This is a genomic window from Streptomyces sp. 3214.6 (assembly GCF_900129855.1).
GTDB lineage: Bacteria > Actinomycetota > Actinomycetes > Streptomycetales > Streptomycetaceae > Streptomyces > Streptomyces soliscabiei.
Window position 1 is genome coordinate 7,281,622 of sequence record NZ_LT670819.1, and the last position, 19,024, is coordinate 7,300,645.

Below are 19,024 nucleotides of genomic sequence, written 5' to 3' on the forward strand. Positions count from 1 at the left end.
GCTACTTGGCGTAGAGCGCCTCGATCTCGCCCGCGTAGTCCTTCGCCACCACGTTGCGCTTGAGCTTCAGCGACGGCGTGAGATGGCCCGAGTCCTCCGTGAACTGGGAGGAGAGAATGCGGAACTTCCGCACCGATTCCGCCTTCGAGACCGCGGCGTTGCCGTCGTCGATCGCCGACTGGATGGCGGCCTGAAGGTCGGCATCGTCGCGCAGCGACGCCGCGGTCGAATCCGCCGACTTGCCGTGGTCGGCGGCCCAACGGCCCAGGAACTCCTCGTCGATGGTGACCAGCGCGCCCACGAACGGCCGCCCGTCGCCCACCACCATGCACTCCGCGACCAGCGCGTGCGCGCGGATGCGGTCCTCGATCACGGCCGGAGCGACGTTCTTGCCGCCCGCGGTGACGATGATCTCCTTCTTGCGGCCGGTGATGCGGAGGTAACCGTCCTCGTCGAGGGTGCCGATGTCACCGGTGTGGAACCAGCCGTCGGCCAGCGCCTCGGCGGTCGCGCCCGGGTTGTTCCAGTACCCCTTGAACAGGTGCTCGCCGTGCAGCAGCACCTCGCCGTCGTCCGCGATGCGCACCACCGAGCCCGGCAGCGGCTGCCCGACCGTGCCGATCTTCTGCCGGTCCCACGGGTTGAACGCCGTCGCGGCACAGGACTCCGTCAGGCCGTAGCCCTCCAGGACGGTGAAGCCGATGCCGCGGAAGAAGTGACCGAGGCGCTCGCCCAGCGGGGCGCCGCCGGAGATCGCGTACTCGCCCTTGCCGCCGAGGACCGCGCGCAGCTTGCTGTAGACCAGCTTGTCGAACACCTTGTGCTTGATCTTCAGAGCGAGCGGCGGGCCCGCCGGGAGCTCCAGCGCCTTGCTGTACGCGATCGCGGTGTCGGCCGCCTTGTCGAAGATCGCGCCCTTGCCGTCCGCCTGCGCCTTGGCGCGCGCCGAGTTGTACACCTTCTCGAAGACCCGCGGCACGCCCAGGATCAGCGTCGGCCGGAAGGACGCCAGCTCGTCGGTGAGGTTCTTGATGTCCGGGACGGTGCCCAGCTTGATCGGCGCCATCATCGGGGCGATCTGCACCAACCGGCCGAAGACATGCGCGAGCGGCAGGAAGAGCAGCACACTGCACTCACCGGTGCGGAACAGCGGCCGCAGGCGTTCCACGACGTTTCCGCACTCGGCGAAGAAGCTGCGGTGCGTCAGCACACAGCCCTTGGGCCGGCCGGTCGTGCCGGAGGTGTAGACGATGGTCGCCGGGTCGTCGGCCTTGACCTGCGAGCTGCGCTCCTCGACGGCCTGGTCGGAGACGTCCTGGCCGAGCCGCCCGAGCTCCTCGACCGCGCCCGCCTCGATCTGCCACACATGCTTCAGTGCCGGCAGCGAGTCACGCACCGACTCGACGGCCGCCGCGTGGTTGTCCAGCTCGACGACGACCGCCGTCGCACCCGAGTCGGAGAGGATCCACTGCACCTGCTCCGGCGAGCTGGTCTCGTACACCGGCACGGTGACCGCGCCCGCGCACCAGATCGCGAAGTCGAGCAGCGTCCACTCGTAGCGGGTGCGCGACATCAGCCCGACCCGGTCGCCTGCCTGCACGCCGGAGGCGATGAGGCCCTTGGCCGCGGCGTGCACCTCGGCCAGGAAGGCTGTCGCCGTCACGTCCTGCCAGGCGTCGCCCACCTTGCGGGCGATGACGGCGACGTCGGGATGCTGCGCGGCGTTTCTGCGGACGATGTCGGTCAGATTGCCGTCCGCAGGGACCTCGTACAAAGCCGGAAGGCTGAACTCGCGCAAGACTGCTGCTCCTCATAGGGCGCCGGCGCCACGACGTTGTGCGATGCGACGGTGGGGTCCAAGGCTCGGGCGTGTGCTCGGGACTCGGTGGCTCTCGAAGGTTGAAATCCAGAGCACGACTGGACTGCCCGGACGTTACCCGCCGGTATGGCCTCTTCGACAGGGGGGTCCGACGAGATGTTCGCTGCGTCACACAGATTGGTGTTTCCCGGCTGACAGTAGTCCACCGCTTTACTGACTGGCCAGTAACCGGTATTCCGGCCGCCACTGTTCACGTATGCCGCACACGCCTACCCTTGATCGCCATGGCATCCACACCGTCCGGAAACCACAGAACACGCATCCATGTGGTCAGCGACGTGCACGGCAACGCGCGCGACCTGGCCCGGGCCGGGGAGGGCGCGGACGCGCTGATCTGTCTGGGCGACCTGGTGCTGTTCCTGGACTACGCCGACCACTCGCGTGGCATCTTCCCCGACCTCTTCGGCGAGGAGAACGCCGACCTCCTCGTGGAACTGCGCACCGCCCGCCGATTCGAGGAGGCCCGCGAGCTCGGCGCCCGGCTGTGGAGCGGCGTCGGCGGCGACCGGGCCGCACTCATCGAGAAGGCCGTCCGCAAGCAGTACGCCGAGATGTTCACGGCGTTCCCCAATCCGACGTACGCGACCTACGGCAACGTCGACATCCCCCAGCTGTGGCCCGAATTCGCCGGACCGGGCACGACCGTCCTGGACGGGGAGCGGGTGGAGATCGGCGGCCGCGTCTTCGGCTTCGTCGGCGGCGGACTGAAGACGCCCATGCGCACCCCGTACGAGATCAGCGACGAGGAGTACGCCGCGAAGATCGAGGCCGTCGGCGAGGTCGACGTGCTGTGCACCCACATCCCGCCCGAGGTGCCCGAACTCGTCTACGACACCGTGGCGCGCCGCTTCGAACGGGGCAGCCGCGCCCTGCTGGACGCCATCCGCCGCACCCGTCCCCGCTACTCGCTCTTCGGCCATGTCCACCAGCCGCTCGCCCGCCGGATGCGCATCGGGGCGACCGAGTGCGTCAACGTGGGGCACTTCGCGGGCAGCGGCAAGCCGTGGGCGCTGGAGTGGTGACCGCGACGGTGCCCCGACGGTCCCCCGACATTGCACCGACAGCGAGCCGACTCCGGGTGAAGGCGGCTGGTCGGGCGCGCGGTAGCCTTCACGCTGCACACACGTACACGTACCGGCCCGCATCTGGAGGAGCCACCGCGATGGCGGAACACACCAGCTCGAGCATCACGATCGAGGCGGCACCGGCCGATGTCATGGCGGTGATCGCCGACTTCGCCCGCTACCCGGACTGGACCGGAGAGGTGAAGCAGGCGGAGGTCCTCGAGACGGACGAGCGCGGCCGCGCCGAGCAGGTCCGCCTGGTCATGGACGCCGGCGCCATCAAGGACGACCAGGTCCTCGGCTACACCTGGACCGGCGAGCACGAGGTGTCCTGGACCCTGGTGAAGTCCCAGATGCTGCGCCAGCTCGACGGCACCTACCTCCTCAAGCCGGCCGGCGCCGGCGCGACCGAGGTCACCTACCGGCTGACCGTGGACGTCAAGATCCCCATGCTGGGCATGATCAAGCGCAAGGCCGAGAAGGTCATCATCGACCGCGCCCTGGCAGGCCTGAAGAAGCGCGTGGAGTCGGGGGAGAAGTAGCCGGCTCCGTCTTCGGTTCCTCGGGCCACGGCCGAGCACCATCAGCCCGTCGGGGGCGCCCCCTCCGGGGGAGCTTGAGGACGAGGCCCTTCAGGGCCGAGGGGGTCTGCGGGCGCAGCCCCCAGGACGGCACGACCGGTACCGTTCACCCCCATGCGCACCCTTCTGATCACGGGACCGGGCGGTTCCGGACGCACCACCGTCGCCGCCGCCACCGCCCTACGCGCCGCAGGCACAGGCACTCGCACGCTCGTCCTCAGCGCCGACCGCACCGACACCCTCGGCGCCGCGCTCGGAGTACGCACCGGGGCGCACCCCACAAGGGTCACCCCCCACCTCAACGCCTGGCGCCCCGACGCGGCGGCCGGCTTCCGGGACGACCTGGCCGGCTTCCAGGACCGCGCCACCACCGTCCTCGACCTGCTCGGCGCCTCCCGGCTCGACCCGGAGGAGGTCACCCCCCTCCCCGGCGCCGAGGAGCTCACCCTCCTGCGCGCCCTGCGCGACGCGGCCCTCGCCGACGGCGAGGGCCGCCACGAACTCCTCGTCGTCGACCTGCCGCCCGTCCCGCAGGCCCTCGCCCTGCTGGCCCTCCCGGAGGAGCTGCGCCGCTACCTGCGCCGCCTGCTCCCGCCGGAACGGCAGGCCGCCCGCGCCCTGCGCCCCATGCTCGGCCGGCTCGCCGGCGTGCCGATGCCCGCCGAGTGGCTGTACGAGACGACCGCCCGCTGGGACCTGGAGCTGGCCGCGGTCGAGGCCGTCCTCGCCGACCCCGCCACCGCCGTCCGCCTCGTCGCCGAGCCGGGACCGGCCGGCGCCGACGCCGTCCGCGACGCCCGGCTCGGCCTCGCCCTGCGCGCCCTGCCCGTCGAGTCCCTCGTCGCCAACCGCGTCCTGCCGGAGGCGGCCGCGGCCGACAGTCCCCTCGGCCCGCTCGGCAGGCTCGTCACCCAGCAGCACAAGGCCCTCGGGGAGTGGGGCGGGACGGTGCGGCCTGTCGCCCACCTCGGCCACGACCCCCGTGGCGCCGACGACCTCACCGCACTCGCGGTGCCCGCCGTCAACCCGGCGACCTCCCCGGTCGAGTGGCCCGTCACCGACCGGCTCGCCCAGGACGGCGTACTCGTCTGGCACCTCCCGCTGCCCGGCGCCATACGCGATGACCTCGACCTCGTGCGCCGCGGCGACGAACTCGTCGTCACCGCCGGACCCTTCCGCCGTATCGTCGCGCTGCCCTCCGTCCTGCGCCGCTGCACCGTCGACGGCGCCGCCCTGCGCGACGGCGAGCTGTGCGTCCGGTTCGCCCCCGACCCCGACCTGTGGCCACAGGGACGATGAACCGCGGGCACGATGAACGACGTACCGCCGTTCGGGTAACGTCGTAAGAACGAGCCGTCATCAGGCGTCGTCCACCAGGAGTCGTCAGGAGTCCGCCATGAGCGAAGAGCGTCCCACGCCCGACGCCGCCGGGGAGCCCGCCGGGACAGAGCACATCGACGACGGGCCCCGCGCCAGCGACGCCGACGCCTGGGCCACCGCCGCCGCCGAGGACCTGGCCGAGGAGAAGGCCCGCCGCCGCGCCCAGTACGGCCCGCCCCAGGGCTCGGCCGCCGAGGAACTGCGCAGGCTCGTCGACGCGGTCGGCGAGAAGCTGTCGTCGATCCAGTCCCCGCTGCTCGGAGCGGTCGCCGGGCCCGCCGCCCAGCAGGTGGTCCGCCAGGTCGTCCAGCAGGCCAAGGCCGCCGTGGAACCCGTCATCGAGCGCAACCCGGACGTCTTCGACCACCTCGCGGCGGCAGGCACCGAACTCCTCGCGGCCTACCGCTCGGCCGTCCAGACCCAGGAACGGCGCTGGACGACCAGAGCGGACGACCCGCGCGACGACCCCCGCCGCGACGGCGGCGACGACACCGGTCCCGGCCAGCGCATCGACTTGGACTGAGGCCCTTCCACGGCAGGGCCTCGGGTACGGTTGGCCGTAGCGGGGCTCGACCGAAACTGAGGGATTCATGGGACTCACCATCGGCGTCGACATCGGCGGCACGAAGATCGCGGCCGGCGTGGTCGACGAGGAAGGCAACATCCTCTCGACCCACAAGGTGCCGACCCCGGGCACGCCGGAGGGCATCGTGGACGCCATCGCCTCGGCGGTGGAGGGCGCACGCGTCGGGCACCAGATCGTCGGCGTCGGCATCGGCGCCGCCGGTTACGTCAACCGCCAGCGCTCGGAGGTCTACTTCGCGCCCAACATCCACTGGCGCAACGAGCCGCTGAAGGACAAGGTCGAGGCCCGCGTGGGCCTCCCCGTCGTCGTGGAGAACGACGCCAACGCCGCCGCGTGGGGCGAGTACAAGTTCGGCGCGGGCAAGGGCCACCGCAACGTCATCTGCATCACCCTCGGCACCGGCCTCGGCGGCGGCATCATCATCGGCAACAAGCTGCGCCGCGGCCACTTCGGCGTCGCCGCCGAGTTCGGCCACATCCGCATGGTGCCGGACGGCCTGCTGTGCGGCTGCGGCTCGCAGGGCTGCTGGGAGCAGTACGCCTCCGGCCGCGCCCTCGTCCGCTACGCCAAGCAGCGCGCCAACGCCACCCCGGAGAACGCCGAGCTCCTGCTCGGCCTGGGCGACGGCAGCCCCGAGGGCATCGAGGGCAAGCACATCTCGATGGCCGCCCGGCAGGGCGACCCGGTCGCCGTCGACTCCTACCGGGAGCTCGCCCGCTGGGCCGGCGCCGGCCTCGCCGACCTGGCCTCGCTCTTCGACCCGTCCGCCTTCATCGTCGGCGGCGGCCTCTCCGACGAGGGCGAACTGGTCCTCGACCCGATCCGCAAGTCGTACAAGCGCTGGCTGGTCGGCGGCAACTGGCGCCCGGTCGCCGAGGTGATCGCCGCCCAACTCGGCAACGAGGCCGGCCTGGTCGGCGCAGCGGACCTGGCGAGAGAGCCCGACCCCATCATGTGACGGCCGCCCAGGGGCGCGGGGCCGTATGCAGGTGCGGCTCCGCCGCGGTGGGCGCGAGCGACCACGACGAACCGGAAGCCGCGCACCGACCTCGCGCCCCTGAGGTCTGCCGTGCCGATCCGAACGGCGGGTCCCGGCCATCGGGCGTAAATTGATCACCATGACGCTGCTCCCCAACTCCCGCACCGAGCCCGACGGTTCCTCCGTCATCCGCGTCCTGAGCTACAACATCCGCTCCATGCGGGACGACACCGACGCCCTCGCCCGCGTCATCACCGCCTGCGCCCCCGACCTGGTCCTCGTCCAGGAATCGCCGATCTTCTTCCGCTGGCGCAAGAAACTGGCGCGTCTCGCCTCGGCCACCGGCCAGGTGATCCTCACCGGCGGCGGCACGGCCGCGGGCCCCGCGATCCTCTGCTCGCTCCGGGCGACCGTCGAACGCACCGAGGACGTCCTGCTGCCCCTCACTCCCGGTGAGTTCCGCCGCGGTCTGGCCACCGCCGTGGTCCGCTTCGGGGGCGCCCGCCTGGGCGTCGTCAGCTGCCATCTCAGCCTCCGCGAGGACGAGCGCTACGACCAGGGCGGCATGGTTCTCGACCGGCTCGCCGGGATGGGCGTGGAGCACGCGGTCGCGGGCGGCGACATCAACGAGAGACCCGAGGGACGCACCTTCGCCCGCCTCTCCACCGTCCTCCGGGACTGCTACACCGCCGCACCCTGGGGCGCCGAGCACACCTTCCCGGCCGCCGGACCGACCCGCCGCATCGACGGAATCTTCGTGACGAAGGGCGTGGAGGTGCTGGGCTGCGGGGTGCCCCTCGGCCTGCCGGGCATCACCGAGAACGACTTGAGGACAGCCACGGACCACCTCCCGATCCTCGCCGCCCTCAGAATCCCCGCCAGTTAGCGCCCCGCGTCAGACGACCGCCGTCAGACGACCGCCCTCAGACGACAGCCCCCCGTCCCGGATCTCCTTCGTCCTCGTCGTCCGTGCGCATGCGCATCACCAGGGTGGCGAAGCCGCCGAGGAAGCCGCCGATGCCGACGGTCGACAGCCACCACGTCATCTCCCAGCCCAGCAGCACCGCGAGCAGCAGCAACACCGGCCCGCCGATCACCCCGAGCCAGGCGAACTTGGCCGTGGTGTCGGCGGCGGGCAGCGGCGGCGGCTCCGGCGGGACGAAGTGACCCTCGTCGTCCTCGTCGAAGTCCTCCTCCGCAGGCTCGGGAGCCGTGTAGTCGCGCGGGCCGACACCGGGCGCGAAGGCGATCGAGCTGCCCAGCGGCTTGGCCGGTTTCTTCTCCTCGCCGGGCTCCTTCTCGGGCTCTTTGCCGGGTTCCGTCCCGGCGTCCGTCGTCGGCTCCTCGTCGTTCGTCCCGACCTCGAGGAGCGCCAGGTTCTCGATCGACTTGAACGGCTTCGCCCCCGGCGGGTCCGGCGGCTCCTCGCCGTACCCCGCGACGATCGCCGCCCACGCGGCGTCCTCGTCGAAGGGCACGTTCTGCTCCTGCGACTCGCGGCCCTCCCGGCCCCCCTGGCCCTCCAGGCCGTCCCGCTCGTCCCGGTTCTCCCGGTCCTCGCGGTCGGAGTCGTGCTCAGCCACCTACGGCCGTCCCTTCCTTGCCGACACTGGGCGCGATCCGGGCGATGAACGCGTAGCTCTCCTCGAAGATCCGGTCCGCATCGAGGTCCAACGTTGCCACGTGGTAACTCTGTTCCAGCAGGATCTCGGTCACGTCCGTCGACGAGACCCGGCTGAGGATCCGGGCCGAGTCGGCCGGTGGCACGACATGGTCGCGCACGCTGTGCAGGAGCAGCAGCGGCTGGGTGACCTGCGGAAGCTCGGTGTCGACCAGACGCAGAAAGGTGCGCAGGGAGTGCGCCGAGTGCAGCGGCACCCGGTCGTAACCGGTCTCCAGGACGCCCTCCTTCGCGATGTCGCTGGTGATCCCCTTCGTCGTCCGCACGACATGGCGGGCCACCGGAAGGGCGTACGGGGACAGGCCGTGCAGCTTGTTCGACGGGTTGACGACGATGACGCCCTCGATCCCGCCCGCGCCCTCGCCGTGCTTCGCGGCCAGCCGCAGGGCCAGCGTGCCGCCCATCGACAGGCCCGCCACGAACACCTGAGTGCAGCGGGCGCGCAGGGCGCGAAGCTCGCGGTCCACTTCCGCGTACCAGTCCTGCCAGCCGGTGAGCGCCATGTCCTGCCAGCGCGTGCCGTGTCCGGGCAGCAGGGGCAGCGACACGGTCAGGCCCTGCCCGGCCAGGTGGCGGGCCCAGGGGCGCAGCGACTGCGGGGAACCGGTGAAACCGTGACAGAGGAGGACCCCGACCTCCCCGCCCTCATGGCGGTACGGCTCGGCTCCAGGAAGGACCGGCAACTTCGGTCTCCTGTTCTTCGTCTGTTCTTCGTGGGAGGGACGTGTGCTTCACCGTACGCGACCCCACTGACACCGACCAGGGTCGTCGGAGCCTTTGCCGGGACTCCGGGATAAGGTCTGATGACACACACAGGAGGCACTCGGTTGTTGTACGGCGCGATGAAGGTCGCTATCGGGGGACCATTGAAGGTCACCTTCCGGCCCTGGGTGGAAGGCCTCGAGAACATTCCCGCCGAGGGCCCCGCGATCCTGGCGAGCAACCATCTGTCCTTCTCGGACTCGTTCTTCCTGCCCGCGGTCCTCGACCGCAAGGTCACGTTCATCGCGAAGGCCGAGTACTTCACCACGCCCGGTGTGAAGGGGCGGCTGACGGCGGCGTTCTTCAAGGGCGTCGGCCAGCTCCCGGTGGACCGCTCGGGCGCGCGCGGCGCGGGTGAGGCCGCCGTCAAGAGCGGCATCGAGGTGCTGGAGCGCGGCGAGCTGTTCGGCATCTACCCGGAGGGCACCCGCTCGCCCGACGGCCGTCTCTACCGCGGCAAGCCGGGCGGCCTCGCGCGCGTGGCGCTCGCCACCGGCGCGCCCGTGATCCCGGTCGCCATGATCGACACCGAGAAGATCCAGCCCCCGGGGAAGGTCCTGCCGAAGGTCATGCGGCCCGGCATCCGCATCGGCAGGCCGCTGGACTTCAGCCGCTACCAGGGCATGGACCACGACCGCTTCGTGCTGCGCGCGCTGACCGACGAGGTCATGTACGAGATCATGAAGCTCTCCGGCCAGGAGTACGTCGACATGTACGCGACCGCCGCGAAGCGCCAGATAGCGGACGCGGCGAAGGCCGACAAGGAAGCGGAGAAGGCCGCGAAGGCGGCCCTCGCGCAGGCCGAGAAGGAACAGGCCGAGAAGGAACAGGCCGAGTTGGAACGGGCCGAGGAAGAGCAGGCCGAGGACGAGTCGGCCGACGAAGAGCAGGCAGAGGAAGAGCGGGTCGAGAAGGAACAAGAGCGGTAGTCGGCGCTCCGGGGGCGGGGGACTGGACGGATGGCCAGGCGCGAAAAAGTCATGAGGATGTCGGTCGAGCTGCCGCTGTGGCGTGCGCTCACCGCCTACCGGGTGCTGACGATGCTGTACGCGGTCGGCCTGTTCGCCACCGCCTACGGCGACTACGACCGGCCCGGCATCGCCATCGCCTACTACGTCGTCCTGCTCGGGTGGACGCTCGCCACCCTGCCCCGGGTGCAGAACGCGGCGGCCTGCACCAAGCGATTCCTCACCCTCGACCTCGCCGTCGCGCTCATAGGGATCGTCCTGACCCCGCTGGTCGTCAACGACCAGCACATCCAGGACGGCGGCCCCACCCTGCCGTCGATATGGACGGCGGGGTCGGTCCTCGCGTTCGCCATCAAGGGCGGCTGGCGCTGGGCCGCGTTCGCCTCCACTCCCGTCGCCGCCGCCAACCTGATCGAGCGCGGTCACCCGGCCCGCGACACCGTCCACAACGTGATCCTCGTCTGGGTGGCCTCCATCGCCATCGGCTACGTCGTTGAGGTCGCCCGCGCCTCCGAGCGCACCCTCGCCCGCGCCCTGGAGATCGAGGCCGCCACGCGGGAACGCGAGCGGCTCGCCCGGGACATCCACGACGGCGTGCTCCAGGTGCTGGCGATGGTGCAGCGGCGCGGCGCGGTCCTGGGCGGTGAGGCGGCCGAGCTGGGCCGGATGGCCGGCGAGCAGGAGGTCGCGCTGCGCACGCTGGTCTCCGGCGGGCTGCTGCCGGTCTCCCGGGTGTCGGAGGACGAGGCCGAGGGGGCCGTCGTCCGCGTGGTGGACGAGGACACCGACGACGACGCGGACGCGCCTGTCGACCTGCGCGCGCTGCTCGCCCCCTTCGCCGCCGCCCGCGTCAACCTCGCCGAGCCCGGCGCGCCCGTGCTGCTGCCCGCGCCCGCCGCACGGGAGCTGGCCGCCGCCGTGAGGGCCGCCCTGGACAACGTCCGCCGGCACGCGGGGGAGGACGCCCGGGCCTGGATCCTGGTCGAGGACGAGCCGGACGAGGTGATCGTCACCGTGCGGGACGACGGGCCCGGCATCCCGGAGGGGCGGCTCGCGCAGGCCGAGGGCGAGGGGCGGCTCGGGGTCGCCCAGTCGATCCGCGGCCGGCTGCGCGACCTCGGCGGCAGCGCCGAGCTGATCTCGACACCGGGGCAGGGCACGGAGGTCGAGCTGACGGTGCCGAAGGCAACGAACGTGAAGCGGGGGAAGGCAGGACGGCGATGAGTGAGGACAAGCGCACAGAACAGGGCCTGATCAAGGTCATGGTGGTCGACGACCACCCCATGTGGCGCGACGCGGTCGCCCGGGACCTGGCCGAGTCCGGCTTCGACGTGGTCGCCACCGCCGGCGACGGCGAGCAGGCCGTGCGCCGGGCCAGGGCCACCACGCCCGACGTGCTGGTGCTGGACCTGAACCTGCCCGCGAAGCCGGGCGTCCAGGTGTGCAAGGAGGTCGTCGCCGCCAACCCGGCCCTGCGGGTCCTGGTGCTCTCGGCGAGCGGCGAGCACGCCGACGTGCTGGAGGCGGTGAAGTCCGGCGCGACCGGCTACCTGCTGAAGTCGGCGTCCACGGAGGAACTGCTGGACGCGGTGCGCCGCACGGCCGTCGGCGACCCCGTCTTCACGCCGGGTCTGGCCGGACTGGTCCTCGGCGAGTACCGCCGGCTCGCCTCCGACCCCGGCCCCGTCGCCGGCGACGAACCCGACGCGCCCCGCCTCACCGACCGCGAGACCGAGGTGCTGCGCCTGGTCGCCAAGGGCCTGAGCTACAAGCAGATCGCCGAACGTCTCGTCATCTCCCACCGCACGGTCCAGAACCACGTCCAGAACACCCTCGGCAAGCTGCAGCTGCACAACCGGGTGGAACTGGTCCGGTACGCCCTTGAGCGAGGTCTCGACGACGAGTGAGGGGCGCGCGACACTGACTCCTCGTCAGGCAGTCATGGCTCACGGTCATGACTCACGGCGAAGGGACCCGTCCATGCGCGTCGGAGTACTGACCGGAGGCGGGGACTGCCCCGGCCTCAACGCCGTCATCCGGGCCGTCGTCCGCAAGGGCGTGCAGAGCTACGGCCATGAGTTCATCGGCTTCCGGGACGGCTGGCGGGGCCTCCTCGACGGGAGGACGGTGCCCCTCGGCATTCCCGCCGTGCGCGGCATCCTGCCCCGCGGCGGCACGATCCTCGGCTCCTCGCGGACCAACCCCCTCAAGGAGGAGGACGGCGTCCGCCGGATCAAGGACACCCTCGCCGGGCAGGGCGTGGACGCCCTCGTCACCATCGGCGGCGAGGACACCCTCGGCGTCGCGGCCCGCCTGTGCGACGAGTTCGCGGTGCCCTGCGTCGGCGTTCCGAAGACCATCGACAACGACCTGTCGGCCACCGACTACACCTTCGGCTTCGACACCGCCGTCGGCATCGCGACCGAGGCCATCGACCGTCTGCACACCACCGCCGAGTCCCACATGCGGGTCCTGGTCGTGGAGGTGATGGGCCGTCACGCGGGCTGGATCGCCCTCCACGCCGGCCTGGCCGGCGGCGCCAACGTCATCCTCATCCCCGAGCAGCGCTTCGACGTCGAGCAGGTCTGCACCTGGGTGGCCTCCCGCTTCCGGGCGTCGTACGCCCCGATCGTGGTGGTCGCCGAGGGCGCGATGCCGAAGGACGGCGACGTCGTCCTCAAGGACGGCTCACTGGACTCCTTCGGGCACGTCCGGCTGTCCGGCGTCGGCGAGTGGCTCGCCAAGGAGATCGAGCGCCGGACGGGGAACGAGGCCCGTACGACGGTCCTCGGCCACGTCCAGCGCGGCGGCACCCCGAGCGCCTTCGACCGCTGGCTCGCCACCCGCTTCGGCCTGCACGCCATCGACGCCGTCCACGAGGGCGACTTCGGCAAGATGGTCGCCCTGCGCGGCACGGACATCGTCCGCGTACCGATCGCGGAGGCGACGGCCAGACTGAAGACCGTCGACCCGAAGCTGTACGCGGAAGTGGGCGTGTTCTTCGGCTGACCTAACGGGCGCGCAGGTGTGTCGCGCGCACCTGCGCCACCAACTCCCGTACGACGGACGCCCCGTTCAGCGTCAGCACCGACTCCGGATGGAACTGCACGCCCGCGAACCCGGGCCCGCGCATCGCGTGCACCTCGCCGTTCGCGGCCCGGCTCACCTCCACGCCGTTCGCGGCCAGCTCCCGCTGCGCCTCGTCGTCGCACCGCGCCACGAAGCTGTTGTAGAACCCGACGGTCTCCGCCCGCCCGAACAGGTCCACGACGGTCTGCGCCCCCTGATACGGCACCTCCTTCCGTACGATGTCCAGGCCCAGCTCCGCCGCGATCAGCTCGTGCCCGAGGCAGACCCCGAGGACACCGTCCCGGTGGTCCCGCAGGACGTGGGCCGTCAGCTCCCGCAGGAACCGCATCTTCGGGTCGGCCAGGTCGCACGGGTCGCCGGGACCGGGGCCCAGCACGAGCGGCCCCTCGTGCGCGAGCACCGCCTCCCGCAGCCCGGGCTCGTCGTACCGCCGCACGCTCACGTCGAGGCCGCTCGACCGCAGCACGTGCGCGAGCATCGCCGTGAAGGTGTCCTCGCCGTCGACGACGAGCGCGTGCCCGGACTGTTCCTCGGTCCGCTCCTGCATCCGCAGCCAGAACGGCGCCAGCGAGGCCCGGCGTCCGTCCAGCGCGGCCCGCACCCGGGGGTCGTCGGCCAGCGGGGGGCGGGTGTGCTCCGCCCGGGGCCTGCCCGGTCGTACGCCGAGCGCGGCCAGGACGCCCGCCGCCTTCGCGTGTGTCTCGGCGACCTCGCCCGCCGGGTCGGAGCCCCGCACCAGCGTGGCCCCGACCGGCACCCGCAGCCGTCCGGCCGCGTCGATGTCGGCGGTCCGGATGAGGATGGGGGAGTCGAGGGTCTGGGCCCCGCCGGCGTCACGGCCGAGCAGCGCCAGCGCACCCGCGTAGTAGCCCCGTGCGACGCCGTCCCGCCCGAGCGGCTCGTGGCGCTCGATGACCCGGCAGGCGTTCTGGACCGGGGAGCCGGTGACGGTCGCCGCGAACATGGTCTCCTTCAGGACCTCCCGCACATCCAGGGAGGACTTCCCGCGCAGCTCGTACTCGGTGTGCGCGAGATGCGCCATCTCCTTCAGCCGGGGCCCGATCACCACCCCGCCCATGTCCCCGACGGTGCACATCATCTTGAGCTCCTCGTCGACGACCATCGACAGCTCCTCGATCTCCTTGCCGTCGGCGAGGAAGCCGAGCAGATGCTCGGGGGTGGGCCCCTCGGCCGGATACCGGTACGTCCCGCTGATCGGGTTCATGACGACCGTGCCGCCCGACATCCGGACATGCACCTCGGGGCTGGCCCCGACGAGCGTGCGGTCCCCGGTGTGCACGACGAACGTCCAGTACGCGCCCCGCTCGCCCTCCAGGAGCCGGCGGAACAGCGCGAGCGCGTCGGCCCGGCCGAACCCCTCGATCGCGCCCTCGTACGTCCGCCGGATCACGAAGTTCGCGCCCTCGCCCCGTCCGATCTCGTCCCGCAGGACCCGCCCGACGATCTCCGCGTACTCCTCGTCGGCCACGTCGAAGCCGCCGTCCCGTACGTCGACGTCGTGAGCGGGGAGCTGGGCGAGAGCCTCGGCGAGCGGGAACTCGTGCGACTCCTCGGGGGTGAGGAACGCCAGCGGGGTGCCGTCGTCGCGGACGTCGAAGCCGCGCTCGCGGATCTGCCGGAACGGGATGAGCGCCAGGCCCTCGTCGGGGAGGTCGGCGAGCCGGTCGTGGGCGGAGACCGGGCCGAGGAACACCTCGACGGTGTTCTCGTCGCGCCCGGGGGTGCGGCGGCGCAGCAGGGCGAACGGGCGGGGATCGTCGAGCAGGTCGAGCAGCTGCATGGGTCCGTTTCCTTCTCGCTGTGAGGTGGAGAGGAACGGACCCCGGCAAACGCCGAAGGCCGCCCCTCGGGCGGCCTTCGCGAAGTCTTGCGTACGCGCAGTCAGTGGGCCGCCGGATGAGCGGTCCACCACCAGTTCTGGGTCGAATGCGCGAACATGCGACGCACCCTACCCCACGCGCAGGTGAGCAGGAGCGTGTCTCACCTGTCGAGCCGTGCGAAAACGACTCGACACGACCCCGTAATGTGGAGGTCGTGACCGTGAACGCTAAGACCAGCGCGAGCGCTGGCAACACCTGGCGAGACCTGCCCGCGGCGCAGCAGCCCGAGTACCCCGACACCGAGGCTCTGCGCGCAGTCGTTGCGGAGCTTCAGTCGTATCCGCCGCTCGTCTTCGCGGGCGAGTGCGACCAGCTGCGCGCCCGGATGGCGGCCGTCGCCAAGGGAGAGGCGTTCCTCCTCCAGGGCGGCGACTGCGCGGAGGCCTTCGACGCGGTGTCCGCCGACCACATCCGCAACAAGCTGAAGACGCTGCTGCAGATGGGCGCGGTGCTGACGTACGCGGCGTCGGTGCCGGTGGTCAAGGTCGGCCGGATCGCCGGCCAGTACTCCAAGCCGCGCTCCAAGGGCACCGAGACCCGGGACGGGGTGACGCTCCCGACGTACCGGGGCGACTCGGTCAACGGCTTCGACTTCAACGAGGCGGCCCGCATCCCGGACCCCGAGCGTCTGAAGCGGATGTACAACGCGTCCGCCTCCACGCTCAACCTGGTGCGCGCCTTCGCCACCGGCGGCTACGCCGATCTGCGTCAGGTGCACGCCTGGAACCAGGACTTCGTGAAGTCGTCCCCGTCCGGGCAGCGCTACGAGCAGCTCGCCCGCGAGATCGACCAGGCGCTGAACTTCATGCACGCCTGCGGGGTCGACCCGGAGGAGTTCAAGACGGTCGAGTTCTACTCCTCGCACGAGGCGCTGCTGCTGGACTACGAGTCCGCGCTGACCCGTGTCGACTCGCGCACCGGGCGGCTGTACGACGTCTCGGCGCACATGGTGTGGATCGGTGAGCGCACCCGGCAGCTGGACCACGCGCACATCGAGTTCGCGTCGAAGATCCGCAACCCGATCGGCATCAAGCTCGGCCCGACGACGACGGCCGAGGAGGCGCTGCAGTACATCGAGCGTCTCGACCCCGACCGGGAGCCGGGCCGGCTGACGTTCATCGTCCGCATGGGCGCCGACAAGGTCCGCGACAAGCTGCCCGAGCTGGTCGAGAAGGTCACGGCGTCGGGTGCGACGGTGGCGTGGGTGACCGACCCGATGCACGGCAACACCTTCGAGGCGGCCTCCGGTCACAAGACCCGGCGGTTCGACGACGTGCTCGACGAGGTCAAGGGCTTCTTCGAGGTCCACAAGGGTCTCGGCACCCACCCGGGCGGCATCCATGTGGAGCTGACGGGTGACGACGTCACCGAGTGCGTGGGCGGCGGCGACGAGATCTTCGTCGACGACCTCCACCAGCGCTACGAGACGGCCTGCGACCCCCGCCTGAACCGCAGCCAGTCCCTCGACCTGGCGTTCCTCGTCGCGGAGATGTACCGGGACCAGTAGTCGTCGGTCATGGCAATGGGGCGCGGATCACATACGATCCGCGCCCCACGCCACTTTTGCGGTCTCTGAGCGCCGGGTAAGGTTAGGTTAGCCTTATCGATCTCGGCGGGAGGTGAATCCGCGTGTACGTCTGCAGCTGCTTCGGAGTGACTGAAGCGCAGGTCCAGCAGCATGTGGACGGCGGCGCCTGCACGCCCCGCCAGATCGCCTCCGCCTGCAAGGCGGGGACCGACTGCGGCTCCTGCGTCCGCCGGATCCAGGCGATCCTCGGCCGGGGCGCCTGCTCGCGCCGGGACCTCACCGTCGCCGACCGCGGCGAACCGGCCCTCGCCGAGCTCCCCGACCTGAGGGAAGCGGCCTAGCTCTCCGGCTGTTCGATCAGCTGCGCGATGTAGAGGGCGTCACCGAGCTTGTCCACCAGCTCCAGCTGGGTGTCGAGATAGTCGATGTGGTGCTCCTCGTCCTCGAGGATCGACTCGAAGATGTTCGCGGAGGTGATGTCGCCCTTTTCGCGCATCACCTTGATGCCGCGCTTCAGGCGGTCGATCGCCTCGACCTCGATCTGCCGGTCGGCCTCGAACATCTCCTTGACCGTCTGGCCCACGCGCACATGGAACAGCCGCTGGTAGTTCGGCAGCCCCTCCAGGAACAGGATCCGGTCGGTCAGTACCTCGGCGTGCTTCATCTCGTCGAAGGACTCGTGCCGCGTGTACTTCGCGAGCTTTGTCCAGCCGAAGTTCTCCTGCATCTTGGCGTGGAGGAAGTACTGGTTGATCGCGGTGAGCTCGCCGGTGAGCTGCTCGTTGAGGAACTCGATGACCTCGGGGTCGCCCTGCATCGCAGAGGCTCCTTCCACGTGGGGGATCGGGGAGGTTGCCGCCGCATGATTTCACCGGTGTCGAAGATCGTCCAGTAAGTGCGTACTTAGTAAGTTAGTGCATGCTTAGTAGCAGTTGCCCGATTCGGGATATGGGCGGTCATGGCTGGTCATGTGCACCGTCCGGGGTCTGTCAGGATGGAGTCATGGGTCATCCGGTGGAGCGCGCGTCTGGAGGAGAAGCGGTGTCCGAGCTTCCGCCGGGACAGCGACTGCAGCGGGGCTGGCCCGTCACGCACTACGGTCCGGTGCCCAGGTTCCGGCCCGAGCGCTGGGAGTTCAGGGTCTTCGGCGCCACCGCCGACGGTGAGAAGCACTGCTGGAACCACGAGGAGTTCACGGCCCTTCCGTACGCGTCCGTCCTGGCCGATCTGCACTGTGTGACGAAGTTCAGCATGCTCGGCGCCGAGTGGGGCGGGATCCCGGCCCGGACCATCCTGGAGCTGGCGCCGCCCGCGCCGAGCGTCACCCATGTGATGGTGTGGGCCGAGTACGGGTTCAGCTCCAATCTGCGCCTGGCCGACTTCGCCGCCGAGCGCACGATCTTCGCCACCCACAAGGACGGCGAGCTCCTCACCGCCGAACACGGCTTCCCGCTCCGCCTGGTCGTCCCGCACCTCTACGCCTGGAAGGGCCCCAAGTGGGTCCGCGGCGTCGAGTACATGACCGCGGACCGCCGCGGCTTCTGGGAGGAGCGCGGCTACCACAACATCGGCGACCCCTGGAAGGAACAGCGCTACTCCTACCAGGAGGGCCCGGGGGACGGCCCCGAGCTCTGACCTGCGGGCCTTCAGCGACGCGTGGGGGAACGAGGACCGGCCGCCTCAGCCGTCGCGCAGTTTCTTCAGCCGCTCCACGTCCGCCGCGTGTCCCTCCTTGCCGCCGGGGGTCTCGATGATCAGGGGGACGCCCACGGTCGCGGGGTGGGTCATCAGCGCCCGGAACGGGTCCTCGCCGATGTGACCTGCGCCGATGTTCTCGTGCCGGTCCTTGTGGGCGCCGACGACGTCCTTGGAGTCGTTGGCGTGGATCAGCTTCAGCCGGCCCTCGCCGACGGTGTCCACCAGCAGGTCCAGCGTCTGGTGCATGCCGGCGGGGCCGGTCAGGTCGTGCCCGGCCGCGAAGATGTGGCAGGTGTCGAGGCAGACGCCCAGCTTGGGATGGGCGTCCAGCGCCTCGAAGTACGGCCCGAAGTCCCAGGTCCGGGAGCAGAGCGAGGCGCCCTGGCCGGCGGTGGACTCCAGCAGCAGGAACGGGTCCTCGTCGTGGGTCAGCTCGTCCAGCAGCGGCAGCAGGTGCTCGCGGACCTGCTTCAGCGCCACGGACCGGTCCCGGCCGCCCGTCGCGCTCCCCGTGTGCACGACCACGCCCAGGGCGCCGATCTCCCGCCCGCGGCGCAGCGAGTGCCGCAGCGACTCCACCGACTTCTCCACCGTCGCCTCGGTGTGCGAGCCGAAGTTGATCAGGTACGGCGCGTGCACGTACGCCGGGACCGACTCCGCCGCGCACACCTCCCGGAAGGCCTCGTCCTGCCGCGGGTTCCCGACCGGCGTGGCCCAGCCGCGCGGGTTGGCGACGAACACCTGGACCGTCTCGGCCCTGAGGTCATGGGCGTACGACATGCCCACGTCGTGCAGCCCGCCGGCCACGGGGACATGACCGCCGACGGGGTTGCGGGAGGCGAAAGGGGACGCGGAGGAGGTGGCGGCGGGGGAGGGACTGGGGGCTTCAGGACTCACCCGTTCAGGGTGTCATGCCCGGCCGCCCCG

General features: G+C 71.1%; 20 protein-coding genes. 13 read left to right on the top strand and 7 right to left on the bottom strand.

Annotated elements, in window-relative coordinates; genetic code table 11:
* Nucleotide 1: 1 nt before the first annotated feature.
* A complete protein-coding gene (locus tag B5557_RS32925; protein WP_079662871.1) occupies nucleotides 2-1,798 on the bottom strand; it encodes an AMP-dependent synthetase/ligase in 1,797 nt (598 codons plus the stop codon).
* A 347-nt stretch (nucleotides 1,799-2,145) separates the two neighbouring features.
* Here B5557_RS32925 and B5557_RS32930 point away from each other — a divergent pair, with 347 nt between their 5' ends.
* The 6 genes from B5557_RS32930 to B5557_RS32955 all read left to right on the top strand — a co-directional run bounded on the left by B5557_RS32930 (nucleotide 2,146) and on the right by B5557_RS32955 (nucleotide 7,355).
* Nucleotides 2,146-2,901, top strand: a complete 756-nt coding sequence (locus B5557_RS32930; RefSeq protein ID WP_079662872.1) for a metallophosphoesterase family protein — start codon at nucleotides 2,146-2,148, stop codon at nucleotides 2,899-2,901.
* Between the two features lie 140 nt (nucleotides 2,902-3,041).
* On the top strand, nucleotides 3,042-3,485 hold the full coding sequence (locus B5557_RS32935; protein ID WP_079662873.1) for an SRPBCC family protein: 444 nt from the start codon (nucleotides 3,042-3,044) through the stop codon (nucleotides 3,483-3,485).
* A 153-nt stretch (nucleotides 3,486-3,638) separates the two neighbouring features.
* The gene (locus tag B5557_RS32940) at nucleotides 3,639-4,823 is read left to right on the top strand and encodes an ArsA family ATPase (protein ID WP_079662874.1); all 1,185 of its coding nucleotides are present in this window, start codon (nucleotides 3,639-3,641) and stop codon (nucleotides 4,821-4,823) included.
* Between the two features lie 97 nt (nucleotides 4,824-4,920).
* Nucleotides 4,921-5,427, top strand: coding sequence for a DUF5304 domain-containing protein (locus B5557_RS32945; RefSeq protein WP_079662875.1), 507 nt, complete (start codon nucleotides 4,921-4,923; stop codon nucleotides 5,425-5,427).
* Between the two features lie 67 nt (nucleotides 5,428-5,494).
* Nucleotides 5,495-6,448: an ROK family glucokinase gene (locus B5557_RS32950; protein WP_079662876.1), complete on the top strand. Its 954-nt coding sequence runs from the start codon at nucleotides 5,495-5,497 to the stop codon at nucleotides 6,446-6,448.
* Nucleotides 6,449-6,608: 160 nt separating this feature from the next.
* A complete protein-coding gene (locus tag B5557_RS32955) occupies nucleotides 6,609-7,355 on the top strand; it encodes an endonuclease/exonuclease/phosphatase family protein (protein ID WP_079662877.1) in 747 nt (248 codons plus the stop codon).
* Nucleotides 7,356-7,392: 37 nt separating this feature from the next.
* Here the strand turns inward: B5557_RS32955 and B5557_RS32960 are convergent, their stop codons facing one another.
* Together B5557_RS32960 and B5557_RS32965 are read right to left on the bottom strand one after the other, a co-directional pair.
* Nucleotides 7,393-8,052, bottom strand: a complete 660-nt coding sequence (locus B5557_RS32960) for a hypothetical protein (RefSeq protein WP_079662878.1) — start codon at nucleotides 8,050-8,052, stop codon at nucleotides 7,393-7,395.
* Nucleotides 8,045-8,833: an alpha/beta hydrolase gene (locus B5557_RS32965; protein WP_079662879.1), complete on the bottom strand. Its 789-nt coding sequence runs from the start codon at nucleotides 8,831-8,833 to the stop codon at nucleotides 8,045-8,047. Before B5557_RS32965 ends, B5557_RS32960 begins: the two co-directional genes overlap by 8 nt.
* A 159-nt stretch (nucleotides 8,834-8,992) precedes the next feature.
* Here B5557_RS32965 and B5557_RS32970 point away from each other — a divergent pair, with 159 nt between their 5' ends.
* The 4 genes from B5557_RS32970 (at nucleotide 8,993) to B5557_RS32985 (ending at nucleotide 12,889) form a co-directional block, all read left to right on the top strand.
* Nucleotides 8,993-9,841, top strand: a complete 849-nt coding sequence (locus B5557_RS32970) for a lysophospholipid acyltransferase family protein (protein ID WP_079662880.1) — start codon at nucleotides 8,993-8,995, stop codon at nucleotides 9,839-9,841.
* Between the two features lie 30 nt (nucleotides 9,842-9,871).
* Complete coding sequence (gene macS / locus B5557_RS32975; RefSeq protein WP_079662881.1) at nucleotides 9,872-11,104, top strand: MacS family sensor histidine kinase; 1,233 nt, start codon at nucleotides 9,872-9,874, stop codon at nucleotides 11,102-11,104.
* Nucleotides 11,101-11,787, top strand: a complete 687-nt coding sequence (locus tag B5557_RS32980) for a response regulator (protein ID WP_079662882.1) — start codon at nucleotides 11,101-11,103, stop codon at nucleotides 11,785-11,787. The genes macS and B5557_RS32980 overlap by 4 nt, the downstream gene beginning before the upstream one ends.
* Before the next feature lie 73 nt (nucleotides 11,788-11,860).
* Nucleotides 11,861-12,889, top strand: coding sequence for a 6-phosphofructokinase (locus tag B5557_RS32985; protein WP_079662883.1), 1,029 nt, complete (start codon nucleotides 11,861-11,863; stop codon nucleotides 12,887-12,889).
* A gap of 1 nt (nucleotide 12,890) precedes the next feature.
* Here the strand turns inward: B5557_RS32985 and B5557_RS32990 are convergent, their stop codons facing one another.
* Both B5557_RS32990 and B5557_RS46380 read right to left on the bottom strand, forming a co-directional pair.
* Nucleotides 12,891-14,771: an anthranilate synthase family protein gene (locus tag B5557_RS32990; RefSeq protein WP_079662884.1), complete on the bottom strand. Its 1,881-nt coding sequence runs from the start codon at nucleotides 14,769-14,771 to the stop codon at nucleotides 12,891-12,893.
* Nucleotides 14,772-14,872: 101 nt separating this feature from the next.
* Nucleotides 14,873-14,929, bottom strand: a complete 57-nt coding sequence (locus B5557_RS46380) for a trp operon leader peptide (RefSeq protein ID WP_071528813.1) — start codon at nucleotides 14,927-14,929, stop codon at nucleotides 14,873-14,875.
* Nucleotides 14,930-15,025: 96 nt separating this feature from the next.
* On the opposite strand from B5557_RS46380, the gene B5557_RS33000 reads away from it, so the two are divergent.
* Complete coding sequence (locus B5557_RS33000; protein ID WP_079665136.1) at nucleotides 15,026-16,378, top strand: class II 3-deoxy-7-phosphoheptulonate synthase; 1,353 nt, start codon at nucleotides 15,026-15,028, stop codon at nucleotides 16,376-16,378.
* 122 nt (nucleotides 16,379-16,500) lie between these two features.
* Nucleotides 16,501-16,740: a (2Fe-2S)-binding protein gene (locus B5557_RS33005; RefSeq protein WP_079662885.1), complete on the top strand. Its 240-nt coding sequence runs from the start codon at nucleotides 16,501-16,503 to the stop codon at nucleotides 16,738-16,740.
* Here the strand turns inward: B5557_RS33005 and bfr are convergent.
* A complete protein-coding gene (gene bfr / locus B5557_RS33010; RefSeq protein ID WP_079662886.1) occupies nucleotides 16,737-17,216 on the bottom strand; it encodes a bacterioferritin in 480 nt (159 codons plus the stop codon). The two genes, B5557_RS33005 and bfr, sit on opposite strands and share 4 nt — an antisense overlap.
* A 185-nt stretch (nucleotides 17,217-17,401) precedes the next feature.
* Here bfr and B5557_RS33015 point away from each other — a divergent pair, with 185 nt between their 5' ends.
* Nucleotides 17,402-18,034, top strand: a complete 633-nt coding sequence (locus tag B5557_RS33015) for a sulfite oxidase-like oxidoreductase (protein WP_079662887.1) — start codon at nucleotides 17,402-17,404, stop codon at nucleotides 18,032-18,034.
* A 45-nt stretch (nucleotides 18,035-18,079) separates the two neighbouring features.
* Here the strand turns inward: B5557_RS33015 and B5557_RS33020 are convergent, their stop codons facing one another.
* The gene (locus B5557_RS33020; protein ID WP_079662888.1) at nucleotides 18,080-18,994 is read right to left on the bottom strand and encodes a deoxyribonuclease IV; all 915 of its coding nucleotides are present in this window, start codon (nucleotides 18,992-18,994) and stop codon (nucleotides 18,080-18,082) included.
* Between the last annotated feature and the right edge of the window lie 30 nt (nucleotides 18,995-19,024).